This window comes from Polaromonas sp. P1_A2 (genome assembly GCF_056406895.1).
Genome location: NZ_JBFTZI010000003.1, coordinates 504,415 through 522,529, shown reverse-complemented (window position 1 = coordinate 522,529; position 18,115 = coordinate 504,415). Strand labels below are relative to the sequence as shown.

The 18,115-nt window shown below is 67.0% G+C and carries 13 protein-coding genes; 3 read left to right on the top strand and 10 right to left on the bottom strand.

Annotation, left to right across the window (positions count from 1 at the left end; translation table 11 throughout):
* Position 1: 1 nt before the first annotated feature.
* Positions 2-679, top strand: a complete 678-nt coding sequence (locus tag AC1D09_RS14485; RefSeq protein ID WP_477664101.1) for a DotU family type IV/VI secretion system protein — start codon at positions 2-4, stop codon at positions 677-679.
* Positions 676-4,515 carry a type VI secretion protein IcmF/TssM N-terminal domain-containing protein gene (locus AC1D09_RS14480; RefSeq protein ID WP_477664100.1) on the top strand — a complete coding sequence of 1,280 codons (3,840 nt, stop codon included), beginning with the start codon at positions 676-678 and terminating at the stop codon, positions 4,513-4,515. The genes AC1D09_RS14485 and AC1D09_RS14480 overlap by 4 nt, the downstream gene beginning before the upstream one ends.
* 49 nt (positions 4,516-4,564) lie before the next feature.
* Here AC1D09_RS14480 and AC1D09_RS14475 read toward each other — a convergent pair whose 3' ends face one another.
* From AC1D09_RS14475 to AC1D09_RS14450, 6 genes are all read right to left on the bottom strand, one after another.
* Positions 4,565-6,508 (bottom strand): FG-GAP-like repeat-containing protein, encoded by a 1,944-nt coding sequence (locus tag AC1D09_RS14475; protein WP_477664099.1) that lies wholly within the window; start codon positions 6,506-6,508, stop codon positions 4,565-4,567.
* A complete protein-coding gene (locus AC1D09_RS14470) occupies positions 6,505-6,882 on the bottom strand; it encodes a hypothetical protein (protein WP_477664098.1) in 378 nt (125 codons plus the stop codon). Before AC1D09_RS14470 ends, AC1D09_RS14475 begins: the two co-directional genes overlap by 4 nt.
* Positions 6,882-7,508, bottom strand: a complete 627-nt coding sequence (locus AC1D09_RS14465) for a hypothetical protein (protein ID WP_477664097.1) — start codon at positions 7,506-7,508, stop codon at positions 6,882-6,884. Before AC1D09_RS14465 ends, AC1D09_RS14470 begins: the two co-directional genes overlap by 1 nt.
* 378 nt (positions 7,509-7,886) lie before the next feature.
* On the bottom strand, positions 7,887-9,443 hold the full coding sequence (tssA, locus tag AC1D09_RS14460) for a type VI secretion system protein TssA (protein ID WP_477701110.1): 1,557 nt from the start codon (positions 9,441-9,443) through the stop codon (positions 7,887-7,889).
* Between the two features lie 61 nt (positions 9,444-9,504).
* Positions 9,505-10,287, bottom strand: a complete 783-nt coding sequence (locus tag AC1D09_RS14455) for a response regulator (protein WP_477664858.1) — start codon at positions 10,285-10,287, stop codon at positions 9,505-9,507.
* On the bottom strand, positions 10,284-12,503 hold the full coding sequence (locus AC1D09_RS14450; RefSeq protein ID WP_477701109.1) for an MASE1 domain-containing protein: 2,220 nt from the start codon (positions 12,501-12,503) through the stop codon (positions 10,284-10,286). Before AC1D09_RS14450 ends, AC1D09_RS14455 begins: the two co-directional genes overlap by 4 nt.
* A gap of 488 nt (positions 12,504-12,991) precedes the next feature.
* Between AC1D09_RS14450 and AC1D09_RS14445 the strand changes: the two genes are divergently transcribed.
* Positions 12,992-14,353, top strand: coding sequence for a sensor histidine kinase (locus tag AC1D09_RS14445; RefSeq protein WP_477701108.1), 1,362 nt, complete (start codon positions 12,992-12,994; stop codon positions 14,351-14,353).
* Between the two features lie 362 nt (positions 14,354-14,715).
* Here AC1D09_RS14445 and AC1D09_RS14440 read toward each other — a convergent pair whose 3' ends face one another.
* From AC1D09_RS14440 to AC1D09_RS14425, 4 genes are all read right to left on the bottom strand, one after another.
* Positions 14,716-15,300: a response regulator transcription factor gene (locus AC1D09_RS14440; protein WP_413330407.1), complete on the bottom strand. Its 585-nt coding sequence runs from the start codon at positions 15,298-15,300 to the stop codon at positions 14,716-14,718.
* A gap of 129 nt (positions 15,301-15,429) precedes the next feature.
* Complete coding sequence (locus tag AC1D09_RS14435) at positions 15,430-16,743, bottom strand: tryptophan--tRNA ligase (RefSeq protein ID WP_477664628.1); 1,314 nt, start codon at positions 16,741-16,743, stop codon at positions 15,430-15,432.
* Entirely contained in the window at positions 16,743-17,411 is a 669-nt protein-coding gene (locus tag AC1D09_RS14430; protein WP_477664627.1) for a site-2 protease family protein, read from the bottom strand. Before AC1D09_RS14430 ends, AC1D09_RS14435 begins: the two co-directional genes overlap by 1 nt.
* 47 nt (positions 17,412-17,458) lie before the next feature.
* On the bottom strand, positions 17,459-18,094 hold the full coding sequence (locus AC1D09_RS14425; protein WP_477664626.1) for an L-threonylcarbamoyladenylate synthase: 636 nt from the start codon (positions 18,092-18,094) through the stop codon (positions 17,459-17,461).
* Positions 18,095-18,115 lie beyond the last annotated feature (21 nt).

The following is an 18,115-nucleotide window of genomic DNA, read 5'->3' as shown; positions in this document are numbered from 1 at the left end:
CGTGCGCCTTGTTGACTGTTTCATCCCCTTCATGGCCTATGTGCGCCACTTCCAGGGCCAGCCCTCGGCAAGCGCGGCGTCGGTCAAGGACCAGCTCGACAGCCTGCTTTCCGACGCCCGCCGCAAGGCCCAGGAAGCCGGCATCGCCGAGTCCGACACCTTGGGCGCCATGTTCGCCGTGGCCGCCTGGGCCGATGAGCTCCTGCTGGCCACCGCCTGGCCGGGCGCCGAGGAATGGAAGCGCCACCTGCTGCAAAAACGCTATTTCAACGTGTCCAGCGCCGGGGTCGAGTTTTTCACCCGCCTGGAGGCCCTGGGCCCGCAGCAGCTGGCGGTGCGCGAGGTGTATTTCTTTTGCCTGGCCATGGGCTTTGCCGGTCGCTACGGCCATGACCGCAATCCCAAGACCCTGGAAGACATCAAGCAGGCCAGTCTGGCGCAGCTGGTGCAAGGCGACGGCCTGTACGGCGATTCGGGCAAGGTGCTGTTTCCGCAGGCCTATGCCAGCGTGGGGCGCAAGGGCGGCAAGCAGCCGGGCGAGGGCCGCTGGCGCTGGCGCGTTTCCTCGCTCACGCTCAGCGTGCTGCTGGCGCCGCTGGCCGTGCTGGCCGTGCTCTACGGCATCTACCACCTGATCATCTGGCAGACGGCCAGCTCCATCATGGCGCAGATCAAATGAAGGCGCTGGGTAGCATCGTCCTCTGGCTGCTGGCCCTCACGGTGCTGGCGCTGCTGAGCTGGGGCCTGGCCCTTTACATGGAGTGGCCGCTGTGGGCGGCCGTGGCGGTGTTCTTCGGGGTGCTGGGGCTGTACCTGCTGGTGCGCTTCATCATCCGCCTGGTGCAGGTCTACCGCTCGCGCAGCCGCATGGCGCAGCTGTCCTCGGCCGGCCAGGACAAGGCGGCCAAGCAGGCGTCGCCGCGCGCGGTGCTGATCCGCAAATGGAAGACCGCCGCCGCCACGCTGCGCGCCTCCAGCCTCAAGCGCTTCGGCAACCCGCTTTATGTGCTGCCCTGGTACATGGTGGTGGGCCGCTCCGGCACCGGCAAGACCACGGCGCTGACGCGCACGCGCCTGTCTTCGTCGATCCAGAAGGTCAGCCAGAGCGCACGCATCGAGCAGACCTCGAACTACGACTGGTGGTATTTCGACCGCGCCGTGGTCATCGACTGCGCCGGGCGCTATGTGGAGGCGGCCGACCTCGAGCAGGACCGCAGCGAATGGGAGCTGGGCCTGGACCTGCTGGCCAAGTACCGCGGCAAGGAAGGGCTCAACGGCCTGGTGCTGGCCATCAGCACCGAGCGCCTGTCCCATCCCGACAAGGACGCGCTGCTGGAAGAAGGCCGCGTGGTGCGCGAGCGCATCGAGCAGCTGATACGCCTGTTCGGCAAGCGTTTCCCGGTCTACGTGATGGTCACGCAGTGCGACCGCATTTACGGCATGGAAGAGTGGGCCCGCCAGCTCAGCGAAAACTCGCTGGAGCAGGCCATGGGCTACCTGGCCGAGCCGGACACCGGCGAGCCCGGCGAGAACTCTTTTCTCGACAAGGCCTTCGGCAACATCCATGAGCGGCTGCAGGTGCTGCGCACCGTGCTGGTGGCGCGCGGCACCCCGGTCGCGCCCGAGCTGCTGATGTTTCCCAACGAGCTGGGCCAGCTCAAGCCCGGCCTGGAAGTGTTCCTGCGCGCCTGCTTCGGCGACAGCGCCTACCTTGAAACGCCCTTCCTGCGCGGCCTGTTCTTCAGCAGCGGCCTGCAGCAGGGCGGCGCCGTCTCCAGCCTGCTGGGCCAGGTGCTGCCGCCGGTGCCGCCGCATCCCAGCGCCAACGCCGGGCTGTTCCTGCATGATTTTTTCGGGCGGGTGCTGCCGCAGGACCGCAGCATTTCGCTGCCGGCCTCGCTGCGCAACCCCTGGCGCACCGCCACGCAGAACCTCGGCATGCTGGCCTGGGTGCTGCTCAGCGTCGCGGCGGCGATCTTTATCACCATCGGTTTCCTGGACAACATGCAGACGCTGTCGCTGCTGCAGGAAAAAGACCGCCTGAGCATACGCTTCACCGGCAACCTGGACGAGGACGCGACCACGCTGGAGCGCCTGAGCGACACCATTTCCCTGGTCGAGCGCCGCAACGACAGCTGGAAAAGCCAGTGGATGGTGGAAACCACCAACATGGACGACCTCGAGGATCGCCTCAAAAGCAGCTACACCGGCAATTTCCGCCGCTACATCCTGCCGACCACCGACGCCAACTACCAGGAAGACTCGGAGCGCATCCTCAAGGACGACCCGAACCACGAGTTCGCGCGCATGATGCGCAACCTGGTGCGCTACATCAACCTGCTGCAGGCGCACGAGCGCGGCGCCGACCGCCAGACGCTGCTGGCCATGCCGCAGCGCCAGCACATCTCGCGCTACACCCCCGAGCTCTACACGCGCCTGAACGACCTCTACATCTCCAACATAGCCTGGTCGGCGCCCACCGATCCCTATGTGCCGGTGCGCCTGCGTTATGAGCAGCAGCTGCTCAACCGCCTGGCTTTCCACGACCCCAACCTCAGCTGGCTGGCCGACCTGCCCGACACCAACCCGCTGCACAAGCCCGTCACGGTGCAGGATTTCTGGGTCGGCACCAGCCAGGCCCGCGCGCCCGCGGCCGGGCAGGCGCTGCCGGTGGTGTCCGCGGCCTTCACCAACCCGGGCAAGAAGGAAATCGACAGCTTCCTCGCGGAGATGGAAAAAAGCATAGACGACGGCCCCAAGTTCCTTGCGCAGCGCGGCGCCTTCGAAGCCTGGTACAAGGAAAACCGCATCCAGGCCTGGCAGAAATTCGCCACCGGTTTTTCAGGCACCGAGCGCACGCTGTCGGGCGAGGCTGAGTGGCGCGCCGCCATGGGCCTGATCACCAGCGCGCGCAGCCCTTACTTCCGCGTGATGGACAGGCTCAATGAAGAGTTCGGCGACCTGCCCGCCGCCCAGCTGCCGAGCTGGCTGCGGTTGTCGCGCGAGCTGGCCGAGCTGCGCCGGCAGGCCGCGCGCTCCGGCACCGCGGGCGAGGCCCTCAACGTGGTGGGAGCCATCAACAACGTGGGCGGCAAGGCCATGAAGGAAGTCCTGGGCGGCGCGCCCAAGCTGGGCCAGGACACCCTCAAGAACAACCTGGACGCGGCGGCCACGCTGCAGAAATTCTTCAAGGACCTCAACGCCGTGGCCACCGACGTGGTGGTGGGGCCGGCCAAGGCCTACCAGGCGGCGGTGGAGTTCCACGGCTTTTCCACCGACCCGGCCGTCAAGGCCTCGGCCCTGCAGTCCACGGCCGACAGCCTGGTCCAGCTGCGCAGGCAGGTGGGCTACAACAGCCCCAGCGACGAAATCGTCTGGCAGCTCATGGGCGGGCCGCTGCGCTTCGTGCTGGCCTACACCGAAGAGCAGGCCTCCTGCAGCCTGCAGAGCGAATGGGCCTCCAAGGTCGACTGGCCGCTGCAGACCGCGCCCAACATGGCGGCCATGGTGGACCAGCTCTACGGCGCCAAGGGCACCGTCTGGGCCTTCGCCGACGGCCCGGCCAAGCCCTTTTTGCAGCGCGACGCCAACCGCTTCACCATCGTGCAGACCCTGGGCTACAGCGTGCCCTTCACGCGCCAGTTCCTGCCCATGCTGAACGACGCGGCGGGCAAGCGCGTCGAGCAGCTCGTGACGCAGCAGCGCGCCGAACTGCAGGACCAGACCGACAAGCTCGCGGTGCAGAAGGAACAGCTGCAGGCCCAGCAGGCCATGGCCCAGATAGACCGCGCGCTGGCCGACATCAAGCAGAAGGTCGAGGCCATCAAGGCCCAGGCCCAGCAGCTCACCATCACCGCGCAACCCACCAGCGTCAACCCCGGCGCCAAGGCCAAGCCCTTTGTGACGGTGCTGGCCATCCAGTGCGCTTCCGGCGCGCGCGTGCTCAACAACTACAACTTCCCGGTCAGCGACAGCTTCCCGCTGGGCGACCGCCAGTGCGGCGACGTCACGCTGCAGATCAAGATCGAGGACGTGGTGCTCACCAAGAAATACCCCGGCTCCAGCGGCGTTGTGCGTTTCCTGCAGGACTTCCGCGACGGCGCGCGCCAGTTCAACGTCGACGAGTTCCCGGCGGCGCGCGCGCGGCTGGACGCGCTGGGCGTGCGCCAGGTCGGCCTGCGCTACAACTTCGAGGGCCAGGACGCCATCCTCAAGGCGGCGCAGCAACTCGAGCAGCTCGAGCGCCAGGAAAAAGACAAGACGGCCGAGAAGCAGCGCCTGCAGGACGCCCAGTTCGCGCGCGAGGAGCGCGGCATCCAGGCCAAACTCTCCAACGCCACCGCCGTGCCGGCCATCGAAGTCTCGCTGCCCAAGCAGATCGGCGTGTGCTGGGATACGCGCATGACGCCGCACAAGCCGCAGGACACCCAGGCCTTGTTCAAGGAACTGGCCGCGGCGCAGCTGCAGCAGGGCGCGCCGGCGGCAACGACGCCGCCGGCCACCCCCGCCCGCTAAGAGGGTGGGGGCGACAGCCGGTTGGAGCCTGCCCGGTGTCGTTTTTTCCTCAATGCCAATTAGCCGCCAGTACAGGCGCGAGCGCGGTTTGCTGCGAAGCCGACAAACTTGTCTGGCCCATGGGCGGCGGTGTGAAAGCGGCCATGGCCTGCACCAGCGCTTCGACCTGGGTGTCCAGCAGCACCTTGCCGTCGCTGAGCTTGATCTGCTCGACGTGGTACTGATTGCCCAGGTACCAGTTCTGTACCGTCATCTTGTCCGACGTGCCGATGATGCTGATCGCCAGGTCGTTGCCCGTGTGGCTGAACCACAACTGGTTGGTGGCGATGCCTGAACTGAAAGACAGGAGATCCACATTGCCTGGTTTGGCATCGCTTTCCTGCACGGTGTCTGTGCCATAGCCGCGACTCATCTGATAGGTATCGCTGCCGCTGCCGCCTATCATCAAATCGTCGCCGGCCTGCCCATCCAGCACATCATTGCCCGCGATGCCTTGCAGCGTATCGTTGCCGTCGCCCCCATACAGAACGTCGTTGCCATAAGCCATGCTGGAGAGCTTGGCGATGACTTCGGTGCTGCCAAATCCCACAAGGTCGGCCTGGCCGTCTCCATTGATGTCGGCGAGGCGGCGCGGAGACAAATCGTTGCTGGTCCAGCCCTGTGCCGCGGTGTAAAGCCCCAGCATGGACTGCGGCGTATCGAAGTAGCCATTGGCTTGGCCCAACGCCACCGAAAGCCCATTGCTGCCAAAGCCCACAATGTCGGCCCGCCCATCGCCATTGACGTCGGCCAGCTCCCGGGGCGCGGTGGTCTGGGATGCCCAGCCGCCCGCTGATGGGCCTGATCCAAATGCTCCCAGCGCTTTGTACATCGTGCCGAAAGTGCCGTTGCTGTTGGCCAGCGCCACGTAAGTGCCGTCGCCGGTGAATCCGACAATGTCGGCCCGGCCGTCGCCATTGACGTCGGCGAGCTTGCGAGGGGTCTGGTCGTTGTGGGTCCATCCGCCTGCGTCGCTGAAGCTGTAGGTCGCCGAGAAGAATTGCTGGAATGTCCCGTTGGCGTTGCCGAGGGAAGTGAACACCTGGTCGCCGCCGAAACCCACGATGTCCGCCCGTCCGTCGCCGTTCACATCTGCCAGTTCCCGCGCGTACCGCGTTTGGGTTTTCCAACTGCCGCCATCTTCCCCGGCTCCAAATCGGCTTAGCGCCAGGCGCGAAGCGCCAAAACCCCCGCTGCCATTCGCCAGAGCGACGTAGGTGCCGGAACCCCCGAATCCCACAATATCCGCCTTGCCGTCGCCATTGACATCGGCCAGCTTGCGCAAATAAACGTCGTTGTTCGTCCAGCCGCTGTTGAGGGCAAACTCGGTGCTCCCCCTGGATGCCACCGTATAAGTGCCGTTGGCCTGCGCCAGGCTCACGTACACCCCGTCGTTGGCAAAGCCCACGATATCCGCTCGCCCATCGCCATTCACGTCGGCCAGTTCGCGAACGTAGGACACGGAATTATTCCAGCCCGAACTGGCCGAATAGTTGGTGGACAGCGACAGTCCGGTATCAAAAATCACCCCGGCATCGTCGCCCTGCAGCAGGTCGCTGCCGGCACCGCCGTCAAGGCGGTCGTCACCGGCACCACCTTTGAGCATATTGTTGCCGCCGTTGCCCGTCACGGCGTTGCTCAGGGCATTGCCCGTGCCGTTCAGAGCCAGGCTGCCCGACAGGACAAGTTTCTCGACATTGGCCGTGAGGGCATAGCCGCCCAGGCACCTTTCATTGCCACCCTTGGCATGGGCGGGAAGCGGCGGGATCGCCCACAGGGCACCGCCGTAATTGATGCGGATCTCCGACACCATGGTGTCTTCCATGTTGCAGAAGTACACCTTGTACTGGGCCTGCGATTTTGTTGCGCAGCCCTGGAGCCACGCGGCGCAAGCGCCGGCCAGCAGCAAGAGAAAAGCAAGGCGCTGGCTCGACGCCTCCGGTCGTTTGCTCATGGCGTTTCCTCGCAAGAGCTGGGTGCCGGTATGCGAGTGCACTGCCCAGGCACCACCCGCAGCCACCCGTTGGCATCCAGCGCCAGGCAGTCGTCTTGCGGGACCAGGATGCTGACGTCTATGGAGAAGCGATTGACAGGCGCCTCCGCCGGCGATGCCTGCGGGCGGCGCAATTCGTAGCAAAGCTTGAATTGCTCCAGGCGCTGGCCTGGGGGAATGGCTGGAGTGCCGCTGGTGGCTTGTGGGTTGGGCTGGCCGTTGGAGGGGGCGTTTACCAGGATGGCGGCGGCGCAAGCGGCCAGGGTCACCGTGATGCCTGTTTGCAGAGCGCCCAGCACGGTGCGGCTCACCAAGGTCTTGCGCATGCTCATCATCAGGCTCTCTCCCCCAAGCTACGCACCGGACCGGGCATCGGGCAACCGGCCAGCGTTAAATCCAGCTCGGTGGCCAGGGTGCTGGCGGGTGTAAAGCCCGGATATCTGGCTTTCACATCGCTTAGGACGCGAGCCAGTGCCTCGTCAGTGCTCTTGCCGGGCAGCCAGCCGTTGACCAGCAGAGTGTCCAGGTCCTTGGCGCTGCCGTTGCTCATCGCGGCAGAGACGATGTAAAGAGTGGGGCCGGGCTTTCTGGGGCTGCCCGGCTTGCCGGCGGTGCATGTGCCCGGCGGCAGGACGATGTCGGTCACCGTGGTTTGTGCGATCGCGTAGCCCGGGTATTTCTCCAGCACCAGGCGTGTGAAGAGGCCGGTGGCTTCGTCCACGCTGGTGGCCGATTGCACGGAGTGGACCAGCCTGAAGGTGAAGTCCTGCACGCCTTCGCGCAGGATGGCCGAAACCAGGTAGTGGGTTTTGGGTGCGGTTTTTGTGGCAGGCCTTTTTTTGTTGGGCTCTGCCGCCCAGCTTGCGCGAAGCTGCAGCACGCCGATGCCAAAACAGCCGGCCTGCGCCAGCCAGGCTCGCCGGGAACTGGCGGCTGGCTTTCCGTTTGTGTGTGTCCTCATCGCTCCCCTTCGCTACAGAAACCTCCCGTCGCTTTGCCTGCTGAGCAAAGCTCTTGGCGATCACGCTGGATGGGGAGGTGTTTTGATGTGCCGCCGCCGGCTGCTTGCCATGGATTGGCTGAGCTTTTTTGGGGCAAGGCTGAACGGTATGCGAGCCCGCGAGGAGGGGCGGGGCGGATTGTCCGTGCGCGGCTAATCTTTGTTGGATTTATCGACGCCGGATCGTTAAAACCGGGAAGTCCGGGCGTGGCTTACCGCAAGGGGTCTTCTATGTGCCCTGCGTGAAACTCGCCAGGCGTCGCCCGCAAAAATCCGACGAAGCGGTTCCGGCGCGGCAAGGCGGCGCAACAAGCAGGGCGTTGTGCGAGCGCCTCCCGCTCAGGTCACCAGCTTGACGGCCGTGGCCGCATCCAGCGCCACAATGCGCGCCAGTAGCGCATCGGCCGCGTCCCGGTCTTCCTCGTTGCGTGTCATCACGCCGTAGGCGACCTGCAGGCCGTCCAGTGCCATGGCCGGGTCCCAGGCGCCTAGCTGGTGGCGGTCTATGGCTTGCACCACGGCTTGGGCGAAGGCCTTGAGGGCTGCGCCGGGGCGGTGCTGCAGCAGCAGTTCGCACAAGCGGATCTGCAGCAGCAGCTGGTCGCGCGCCGTGGGCTGCAGCGCGAGCTGCTCCTGCAGGCAGGCCGCGGCGCTCGCGAGGTCGTCGTTGGCCGCCAGCGCGCGCGCATTGCCGATGGCGGCCGTGACCGCGTCGCTGGCGCGGCCGCCGGCCGCGGGCCCGCCGCCGGCCGCCACGCCGGGCAGCAGGGTGGCCAGCCAGTCCAGGGTGTCGCTCGCGGCAAAAGGCATGCCGCTGGAAAACGAGAGTTTTTCCAGGCCGGGCAGGCGCGCGAGCAGGCGTGCCGTCTCGTTGCAGACTTCCTGGCGCGCGGCCGCGTAGCCGCTGCCCATGCGCCCCAGCGCCGCGGCGCAGACGCCGTTGAGGTCCAGCCAGAAGGGGAAGGCCGCCAGCTGGGCTTCGGCGAAGGCCACGAGTTCGGCATCCGACTGGCTGTCCTTGAGCCGGGCCAGCGCGTCGCTGACCTGCGAAATCGGCGGCGCGATGCGGGTCTGGCCGCCGTCGGCCGGCGGCAGGGCCTCCAGGGTGGACCAGGCCGCCGTGCGGTTCAGGCGGTAAGACAGGGGGTTGCTGCTGTCGTTGGCGAGAAACCATTCGGCCAGGCTGCCCAGGCGCGAGCAGGCTTCCTCGAGCGCGCGTTCGACGTTGTCGGCCGAGTCCAGCAGCAGCGTGGCCGGCGGCGGGCCGGCGGCCGCCGCGGTCGAAGGCGCGGGCGCCGCGGCCGCTGCCTCCACGGGGGCCGGTTCTTTTACGGGTTTTTCCTCGATCACGGTCAGGCTGCCGACCAGGGTCAGCAGCGCGCGCATGGAGGGGGCCTCGCTGTCCTTGTCGGCCAGCAGCGCGTCCATGGCCTGCAGGCTGGCCGTCAGGCGCGCCACGAGTTCGGCCTCCTGCGGCGGCAGCGCGCCCCAGTCGGTTTCGGTGGCGCGCTGCTGCACGCGGTCTATCAGCCACTGCAGCGCGTTGCGGCGTCCGCGCATGCGCTTGAGCCCCGGGTACAGCGTGTCCCAGTAGCTTTGCAGCATGTCGGCCAGCACCTTGAGGCCGTCGGCCAGGCCGTAGAGGCCGCGCGTCTCGAGCAGGCCGCCGGCCAGGTAGCAGGCCACCAGCATGTCCTTGCCCTTGGTCGACAACAGCTCGACCGACCACTGGTTGACCTTGTTCCAGTCCATGGTCACGCTGTGCACCGGGCTGGCCAGCTTGGCGACCTCGGCCTCCAGCAGCTCGAAGGCGGGTTCTTCGCGCACTTCGTTGCCGGCGGGCCGCGGCCCGGCGATGGGCTGTGTGCCGAGTTCGGTGATCAGGTCAGTGCTCATAAAAATTCACAAGAGGTCACAAAAGAGGCCATGGAGAAGAAAGGAGAAGGGACCGGCAGGCTCATTCCCACAGCGCTTCCACCTCGGCATTGAGGAAGTAGCCCACGCCGCGCTCGGTGCACAGCAGCTTGGGGTTTTTTGCGTCGGCCTCGAGCTTGCGGCGCAGCCGCAGTATCTGCACGTCGATGGCGCGGTCGTAGATGTCGTCGAAGGCGCGCGTGCGCTCGAGCAGCTGCTCGCGCGAGATGATGCGCCCGGGCGTGCCGAGGAAGACCGCCAGCAGGTTGAACTCGGCATTGGTCAGCGACACCGGCTTGCCCTCGGGCGAGGTCAGGCGGCGCGTGTTGAGGTTCAGGCCCCAGGCCGCGAAGCGGTAGGCGCGCGGGTGCTTGCCGCGCGTGACGGGCACCTGCACGCCGCTGTGGCTGGGGCGCTCGCCGGCCGGCTCACCCGCCGCGGCCGCGCCGCCGGCGCGGCGCGTCACCGCGCGTATGCGGGCCAGCACTTCGCGCAGCGAAAACGGCTTGGTGATGTAGTCGTCGGCGCCCAGCTCCAGGCCCATGACGCGGTCGGCTTCTTCAAGCCTGCCGGTCAGGCAGATGATGGCGATGTTGGCCTCGGCGCGCCATTTGCGCGCCAGGTCTATGCCGTCGCCGTCGGGCAGGTTCAGGTCCAGCAGCACCAGGCTGTAGTCCTGCCTGGCGACGGCCTGCACGGCTTCCGTCGCCGTACCCACGCCGGTCACCGAAAGGCCGTGGCCCGTCAGGTAGTCGATCAGGAGCTTGCGCAGGGCGTCGTCATCGTCGACGACCAGGATGGACAGGGCTTGTTTGGGCTGCGTCATGGCTGGAGCTTGTCTTCTTCTTCGTCAACATCGCCGTCACGCCGGGCAGGCGGGGCATCGGAGCGGCCGGTCGCCATTTTGACGGCCTGGCGCAGGGCCGCGCCGTCAAAGGGCCCGCTTATGGTAACCACGCCGGCTTCCTGCGTGATGAGGGCTTCGCCGCCCGAGTCCTGCGCGCCGCCGCAGCGCAGCAGCGGCAGGCCGGTGGACTGGCGCAGCGCGGCCAGCTGGCTGTCGCCCGCGGCCGGCGAATCCAGCCATACCAGCAGCTCGGCATGTTCATCCAGGCCCTGCAGGCCTTGCAGGCCGTGGAGCCCGCCGGCGAGGTCGGCCGGGTCGTAGCCGGCCGGCTCAAAACCCAGGGCGGCCAGCGCGTCCTCGGTGCGCTCGCGCGCCTGGGCATCCTGCGCGACGACCAGCACCGTCTCGCCCTGGCCGAGCGGCGGTGGCGGGGCGACCAGGGGGAGTTGCAGGACTTCCTGCCCGGCCAGCAGCGGCAGCATCAGGCAAAAACGCGTGCGCTCGCCGCGGCCGGTCCAGACCGCCACGCCGCCGGCATGGTCGGCGGCCACGCCCGCGACGATGGCCAGGCCCAGCCCGGTGCCGTGGCCTTTGCCATGGCCCTTGCCGCCCTGCGAGGAGCGCGACGAAAAAAACGGGTCGAACAGCTGGTGCACATGCGCCGGCGCGACGCCGCTGCCGTCGTCCAGCACGTCCAGCCAGGCGCAGTCCCGCTCCAGCGTGTCGCCAACGCCGGTGTCCGCCTCGCGCGCATAGCCGGGCGGCAACTCCCTGGCCGAGATTGTCAGGCGCAGCTCGACCCGGCCCGCCGCGGCCTGCGAGGCGTTGCGCAGCAGGTTCAGGATGGCGCGGGTCAGCTGGCCGCGGTGCACCCGCACCGGCACCGGCGCCAGCGGCACGCGCACCGCCAGCCGCACACCGGGCGGCAGCAAGGGGGTGGCCAGCGCCACCGCTTCCGAGACCAGGTCGCGCAGGTCGCTGGCCTGGCGCGTGCGCGCGCCGCGCCGCCCGGCCAGCAGGATCTGCTCCGTCAGGTCCTTGCCGCGCGCCACGGCCGCCGCCACCTCGCCCAGCGGGGCGCGCACCGGCAGGCCGGCCTGTTCGCGTTCCATCGCGAGCTCGGCATAACCGCCGACCGCGCCCAGGATGTTGTTGAAATCGTGCGCGATGCCGCCGGTCAGAAAGCCCATGGTTTCAAAGCGCCGGGCGCGCTCCAGGCGCAGGTTGAGTTTTTGCCGCTCGTTGACCGCGATGCCCACGAAGAAGGACAGCACCGCCATGCCGGCCAGGTCCACCTGCAGCTCCCAGGTGCCTTCCTCGCCGCCGCGGGCCGGGCTGTAGGGCCCGTAGCCCGCCACGGCCAGGCCTATGCCGACAGCCGCCGCCGCCAGCACACCGAGCGAGGCCGAGCGCAGGCCGCCGGCGATGGCCGCCCAGACCAGCACCAGCGACAGCAGGGCGCGCAGCACTTCTTCCGGAAAGCGCGGCAGCAGGGCCGCGGCGGCCATCAAGGCGGCGGCCAGCACGGCGGCTGCCACGGCCACCGGCTTGTCGCCGGGCGAAGCGTCGGCGCTGGCCTGGCGCGAGCACCAGGCCAGCAGGGCCGGCAGCAGCACCAGCACGGCCAGGCCGTTGCCGACCAGCAGGACACGCCATTCCTCCAGCCACTCGGTGTGTTTGGTCACCGCGCCTATGGTGGCGCCCAGGGCCGCCACCAGGCTGGTGGCCAGCAGCGGCAGCAGGAACATGAAGCGCGCGAGCTTGCGGGTGCTGTCGATGTCGCCTTTTTCGCAAACCAGGCGCCGCCCCAGGAAGGCAAACAGCGCCACCTCGAACACATTGAGCAGCGCGAAGGCCGCGTCGGCGCCCACGGACAGGGGGTCGGCGTCGCCGACCAGCATCATGGACAGGAATACCGCGAGCAGGAACACCGGCCAGCGCCGGTAGGGCAGGTTCCACAGCAGGGCCGCGGCCACCGCCGGCGCGGGCCAGATGATGGCGGCCAGCGTGTCGGGGCGCGAAGTGTAGGCGGCCGGCGTGGACAGGATGGCGTAGACAAAGGCCAGCAGCACGGCCAGCAGCGCCAGCCGGAAGGGATTGGCCGGGTCGTCCAGGGCCGGCATGGCGAGCATGCCGGCCGGGCTCCCTTTCGCCGGGCTCACGGGGGCGAGCTCGGCGTGCGCGTTGCGTTGCATCTGCGGGTCCTGCATTTTTTGGTGCCTGTGCATGGATGCCGCCGCGGGTGTCCGGCGTCCAGGCACGGGTGTCGCCCTCCGGGGAAGCGTCCAGTGTACGCAATTGGCGCTAGGGCCTGTTAATGCTATTTATGCAAGATGCGTTGCGAGTCAAAAAGGCCTTGGGCAAGGCGCAAAACGCAGTCGGGGTTGGCCCCCGTCAAGGCGTTTGCAACGCCGCGCAGGGCCTTTTTGATCGCAACCCGCAGGGAATGGGGTGAAAACGGCGCCACTCGGCGTTGCACTCCTAGCCCAGACACCCGGTCTGAGCGTCGTCGCGCGCCTTGATTGGCACCGTTTTCACCCCATTCGCATTGGCATCAATAGCGTTAACAGGCCCTAACCGGGCACCCGATTTCGTCAGCCCCGCGCAACATTCGCGCCATGGCCCCGGGGCGCGTGTGCGCGGCGGCCGCCGGGGCGTGTTAACTGGCCCTAAACTCGGCTCCATGGACTCTCCCCCAACGACACGGCCGGCCCAGAGCGTCGCCGACCTCTCGCGCGAGGAGTGGGTGGAGATGCGGCTGATCCACACCTTCATGCGTTATGCCCGCCCGGCATTGCATTCCGCGCTGGTGCTGATCGTGGTCATGGTGGCCATTCTTTACCACCGCGTCGACATGCTGTCCCTGGGCCTGTGGGCGGCGGCCGCGGCGGCCGTGACCGTGGTGCGCTACGGCGTCATCAGCATTTACCAGCGCAGCCTGGCGGGCGTCAGCGGCCCGCCCCTGCGGGCCTTCATGGCCAAATACGGCTGGACCTGGTCGGCCAGCGCCCTGGTCTGGGGGGCGTCCATGTTCGTCTACTTCCTGCGCGCGCCGGTGTACGACCAGTTCCTCTGCATGGTCGTGCTGGTGGGCATGGCCGGTTTCGCGGTGGGCACGTTTTCGTCCTGGCTGCCCTGCTTCAAGAATTATGTGAACGGCCTGGGGGTGTCGGTCGTGGCCGCGCTGCTCTACGAGCTGGTCATGGAGCGCGGGCTGCCCTCCAGCTTCAACACCTACGGCATGCTGGCGCTGGTGCTTATTTATTGGGCCGTGATCCGCATCTCGGGCCAGCGCTTTCACGAGGTGCAGCGCATCAACCTCGAGCTGCAGTACGACAACTCCATGCTGATCAAGTCCCTGACCGAGCAGAGCCGGGCGGCCCTGGAGGCGGTGGAGATCAAGAACCGCTTCATCGCCAGCGCCGCCCACGACCTGCGCCAGCCGGTGCATGCCCTGGACCTGTACGCCGGCTGGCTGGCCGCCGAGCCCGAATTCGTCGAACAGATCACGCCCAAGATCGTGCGCTCCACCAAGGCCGTCAACGACCTGTTCAATTCGCTGTTCGACCTGGCCGGGCTGGAAACCGACCCGCTCAGGGTCAACCTGCAGGACGTGGAACTGGCCGGGCTGCTGCAGGACCTGGAGGCGCAGTATGCACCCTTCGCGCGCGAGCGCGGCCTGCGGCTCAGGGTACGCGCGGCGCCCGGCAAGGTCAGGTCCGACCCGGTGCTGCTGCAGCGCCTGGTCGGCAACCTGCTGTCCAACGCGCTGCGCAACACCCACAGCGGCGGCGTGCTGATGGCCGTGCGCCACAGGGGCGGCGTGCCCCGCATCGAGATCTGGGACACCGGCGTGGGCATCGCCAGGGAACACCAGCAGGCGATCTTCCAGGAGTTCTACCGGATCCCGCTGCAAGGCACCGAGGAGGGCTTCGGCCTGGGGCTGGCCATCGTGTCCCGCCTCAGCGCGGCGCTGGGGCATCCGGTGGGCTTGGCTTCCCGGGCTGGGCGGGGGAGTGTTTTTTGGGTTGAGCTTAGGGGGTAGGGACGGGTCTTGCGCCGGCCTTGCGCGCTCTAGTTCTCTTTGCTGAGGGCGGCTGGCCGGGGTTGCCCGGCGGCAACTCACTTTCTTTTGCTTCGCCAAAAGAAAGTAAGCAAAGAAAAGGCGACCCTGGCTCCTGCGTCCCCTTCGCTTCGCTACGGGGCAACCTGCGGTGCTCGGTCCAGACGGGGTCTGGCTAAACTCGCTTCGCTCAGACAACGCCAGCCCTGATCCGTCTGGACCTGCGCTCCTCGGCGCATCCACAAGGGGGTGGGGAGAGGAATACCGAACAGCCAACAACCGGATACCAATATCCAATACCGGCTGCATGAAGAAAAAAGGACACGCTTGCGTGTCCTTTTTGTTTAGAGCAGGCCCTGGGTTCTGGCCAGGTGGCTCGCCTGGGAGCGGCTCTTGACGTTGAGGCGGCGGAACAGGCGCCACAGGTGCACTTTCACCGTGTGCTCGCTGATCTGCAGTTCTTCGGCGATGTCGCGGTTGCTCATGCCCTTGTCCAGCATCACCAGCAGCTGTTTTTGCCGCTTGGAGAGCTTTTCGGTCGGGGTGCTGGGTTCCGGGTCCAGGTCTTCGCTGAGGAAGACGCGCAGCACGTTGGAGATCTCGGTGGCGCCGGCGGACTTCTGGATGTAGGCATCCGCGCCCGCCTCGATGGAGAGGTCCTCGTAGTCCTGGGCCGGGGCGGCCGACAGCACCACCAGGGGGACGCTGGGGAATTGCTGCTTGAGCTCGCGCACGCCGGAGACACCGTTGGTGTCGGGCAGGCGCAGGTCCAGGCAGATGAGTTCGGGAATGCCCTGTTCCTGCACGGCGGGCATCACGGCGGCGAGCCGGTCCAGCTCGGTCACGGTGGCCTTGCTGCTCAGGCGGCGGATCAACATGACAACCGCTTCCCGCATGAGCGGATGGTCATCTATTACGAAAATACTCATTAAGTCAAATGTGAAGAATTGTTCCTATTAGCCAGTGAGCATAACTGCTGTATGTCAACTTTGGGGCATAAATAAACAGGCAGTTGCGGTATTTTTTCAGAACGCTGCTCCAAAAAAACAACAACACGCTCAGTCGGCGAAAAACCGCAAAACCGCCGTCAGCTCGTCCTCGGTGACGCCCGGCAAGGCCTGGGCCTGCCCCGGCAGCGCCTCCAGGCCGTCTTTTTGCAGTGCGGCAATGGCCAGCGCGGCCTCGCGGGGCGACTCGAAACCCCGGCTTTGCAGCAGCAGCCGGGCCTCGGCGTCCTGCAGCTTGAAATAAAAGAGGCCGTCCTTTTCGCGGTACTGCTTGAAGGCCGGGGTGGCGCTTTTGGCCGCCTTGGCCTTGCCGGCGGCGGCCGGGAGGCTGTCCAGCTTGCGCAGGCCCACGGCGCGCCGCAGCTCGGCCATGAAGGGCGTGGCCTCGGCGCGGGCCTTGCGGGCGCCGGCCTGCAGGATGGCCTCTATCCGGCCCGGGTCGGCCATCAGCGCGTGGTAGCGCTCGCGCATGGGGGCGATTTCGCGGTCTATGCGCTCGAACAGCGTCTGCTTGGCGTCGCCCCAGGCGATGCCCGCGGCATAAGCCTTGCGTAACGCTTCGGTTTCCTCGGCGCTGGCAAAAGCCTGGTAGATCTGGAACAGGGCCGAGCCCTCGACCTCCTTGGGCTCGCCCGGCGCGCGCGAGTCGGTGACGATGCCGGCGATCAGCTTGCGCATCTGCTCGCGCGGCGTGAACAGCGGGATGGTGTTGTCGTAGCTCTTGCTCATCTTGCGCCCGTCCAGGCCGGGCAGCAGGGCGACCGATTCCTCGATCACCGCCTCGGGCAGCACCAGGTGCTCGCCGTAAAGGTGGTTGTAGCGCTGGGCCATGTCGCGCGCCATCTCCAGGTGCTGGGCCTGGTCGCGCCCCACCGGCACCTTGTGGGTCTTGAACAGCAGGATGTCCGCGCCCATGAGCACCGGGTACATAAAGAGCCCGGCGGTCACGTCGGCGTCAGGGTCGCTGCCGGCCGCCTCGTTCTTGTCGACCGCGGCCTTGTAGGCATGGGCGCGGTTGAGTACGCCCTTGCCGGTCACGCAGGTCAGCAGCCAGGTCAGCTCGGGGATCTCGGGGATGTCGGACTGGCGGTAAAAGGTCACGCGCTCCGGGTCCAGCCCGGCGGCCAGCCAGCTCGCCGCGATTTCAAGCGTGGACTGCTGGATGCGGGCCGGCTCGTCGCACTTGATCAGCGCGTGGTAGTCGGCCAGGAAATAAAAGCTGCGCACGTCGTCGCGAAAGCTGGCCTGCACCGAGGGCCGGATGGAGCCGACAAAATTGCCCAGGTGGGGCGTGCCGGTGGTGGTGATGCCGGTCAGGAAGCGGGTGGGGGAGGTGCCGGCGTCGGCGTGTTTGTTGTTGCTCATCATTTCACCAGCATGGCCAGCGGCGTCAAAACGGTTTGGATTACGAAATAGGTCGCGTCCATCAGGGGACGCATCCAGAGGTTGCTGATGATGCCGGAAATCACCAGCGCCATCACGATGAAAAATCCCCAGGGCTCCACGCGCGAGACCAGCAAGGCCTGTTTATAGGGCAGCAGGCCGACCAGCACGCGGCCGCCGTCCAGCGGCGGCAGCGGAAACAGGTTGAAGACAAACATCACGACGTTGACCAGGATGCCGGCCTGGCACATCTTGATGAAAAACGGCTCGCTCACGCCGGCGCCCGCGAGGAAGTAAAACAGCACGCCCCACAGCAGGGCCTGCGCCAGGTTGGCGCCCGGGCCGGCCAGCGCCACCCAGATCATGTCGCGCTTGGGGTTGCGCAGATTGCCGAACTGCACCGGCACCGGCTTGGCGTAACCGAACAGGAAAGTGCCCGAGGTCGCGAAGTACAGCAGCAAGGGCATCAGGATGGTGCCCACGGGGTCTATGTGCTTGATGGGGTTCAGCGTCACGCGGCCCATCATCCAGGCCGTGTTGTCACCAAAGTGACGCGCGACATAGCCATGTGCGGCCTCATGCACCGTGATGGCGAACAGCACCGGCAGCGCATAGATGGCGACGGTTTGAATCAGGTTGGCGATATCCATGCCGGGATTGTCTCAGACCTGTCAAGAGGCCCGGCAAGGGGGCGCGGTCAAAGCCCCAGTGCCGCCAGCTCACCGCGCCCCTGCCGCACGACCACCGGATCGCCGCCTTCGCCCATGGGCGTCAGGTCTATCACCGTGGTGGCTTCCTGGTGGCAGGCGCCGGCGTCTATCACGGCGGCCAGTTCATGCTCGAGCAGGCCGCGTATCTCGTGCGCGTCGTTGAGCGGCTCGCCGCCGCCGCGCGGGATCAGGGTGGTGGCCAGCAGCGGCGCGCCGTGCAGCTCCAGCAGCGCCTGCAGCACCTTGTGCTCGGGCACGCGCAGGCCTATGGTCTTGCGCGAAGGATGGCTCACGCGGCGCGGCACTTCCTTGCTGGCTTCCAGGATGAAGGTGTAAGGCCCCGGCGTCGCGGTCTTCAGCAGGCGGAACTGCTTGTTGTCCACCCGCGCGTAATTGGCCAGCTCGCTGAGGTCGCGGCACAGCAGGGTCAGGTGGTGCTTGTCGTCCACCCCGCGTATGCGGCGCAGGCTGTCGGCCGCGGCCTTGTCGTCGAGGTGGCAGACCAGCGCATAACTCGAATCGGTGGGCACGGCCGCGATGCCGCCGCGCTCCAGCAGCGCCACCGCCTGCTTGAGCAGCCGGGTATGCGGGTTCTCGGGGTGGACTTCAAAAAACTGGGCCATGGTGCGCTGCTTTCGCCTTTC

Excerpts from the sequence above, each read along its gene's own strand:
- AC1D09_RS14465 (WP_477664097.1), bottom strand. The coding sequence starts at position 7,508 with ATGAGGACACACACAAACGGAAAGCCAGCCGCCAGTTCCCGGCGAGCC.
- AC1D09_RS14480 (WP_477664100.1), top strand. The coding sequence starts at position 676 with ATGAAGGCGCTGGGTAGCATCGTCCTCTGGCTGCTGGCCCTCACGGTG.
- AC1D09_RS14445 (WP_477701108.1), top strand. The coding sequence starts at position 12,992 with ATGGACTCTCCCCCAACGACACGGCCGGCCCAGAGCGTCGCCGACCTC.
- AC1D09_RS14450 (WP_477701109.1), bottom strand. The coding sequence starts at position 12,503 with ATGCAACGCAACGCGCACGCCGAGCTCGCCCCCGTGAGCCCGGCGAAA.
- AC1D09_RS14475 (WP_477664099.1), bottom strand. The coding sequence starts at position 6,508 with ATGAGCAAACGACCGGAGGCGTCGAGCCAGCGCCTTGCTTTTCTCTTG.
- AC1D09_RS14435 (WP_477664628.1), bottom strand. The coding sequence starts at position 16,743 with ATGAGCAACAACAAACACGCCGACGCCGGCACCTCCCCCACCCGCTTC.
- AC1D09_RS14470 (WP_477664098.1), bottom strand. The coding sequence starts at position 6,882 with ATGATGAGCATGCGCAAGACCTTGGTGAGCCGCACCGTGCTGGGCGCT.
- AC1D09_RS14440 (WP_413330407.1), bottom strand. The coding sequence starts at position 15,300 with ATGAGTATTTTCGTAATAGATGACCATCCGCTCATGCGGGAAGCGGTT.
- tssA (WP_477701110.1), bottom strand. The coding sequence starts at position 9,443 with ATGAGCACTGACCTGATCACCGAACTCGGCACACAGCCCATCGCCGGG.
- AC1D09_RS14425 (WP_477664626.1), bottom strand. The coding sequence starts at position 18,094 with ATGGCCCAGTTTTTTGAAGTCCACCCCGAGAACCCGCATACCCGGCTG.
- AC1D09_RS14455 (WP_477664858.1), bottom strand. The coding sequence starts at position 10,287 with ATGACGCAGCCCAAACAAGCCCTGTCCATCCTGGTCGTCGACGATGAC.
- AC1D09_RS14430 (WP_477664627.1), bottom strand. The coding sequence starts at position 17,411 with ATGGATATCGCCAACCTGATTCAAACCGTCGCCATCTATGCGCTGCCG.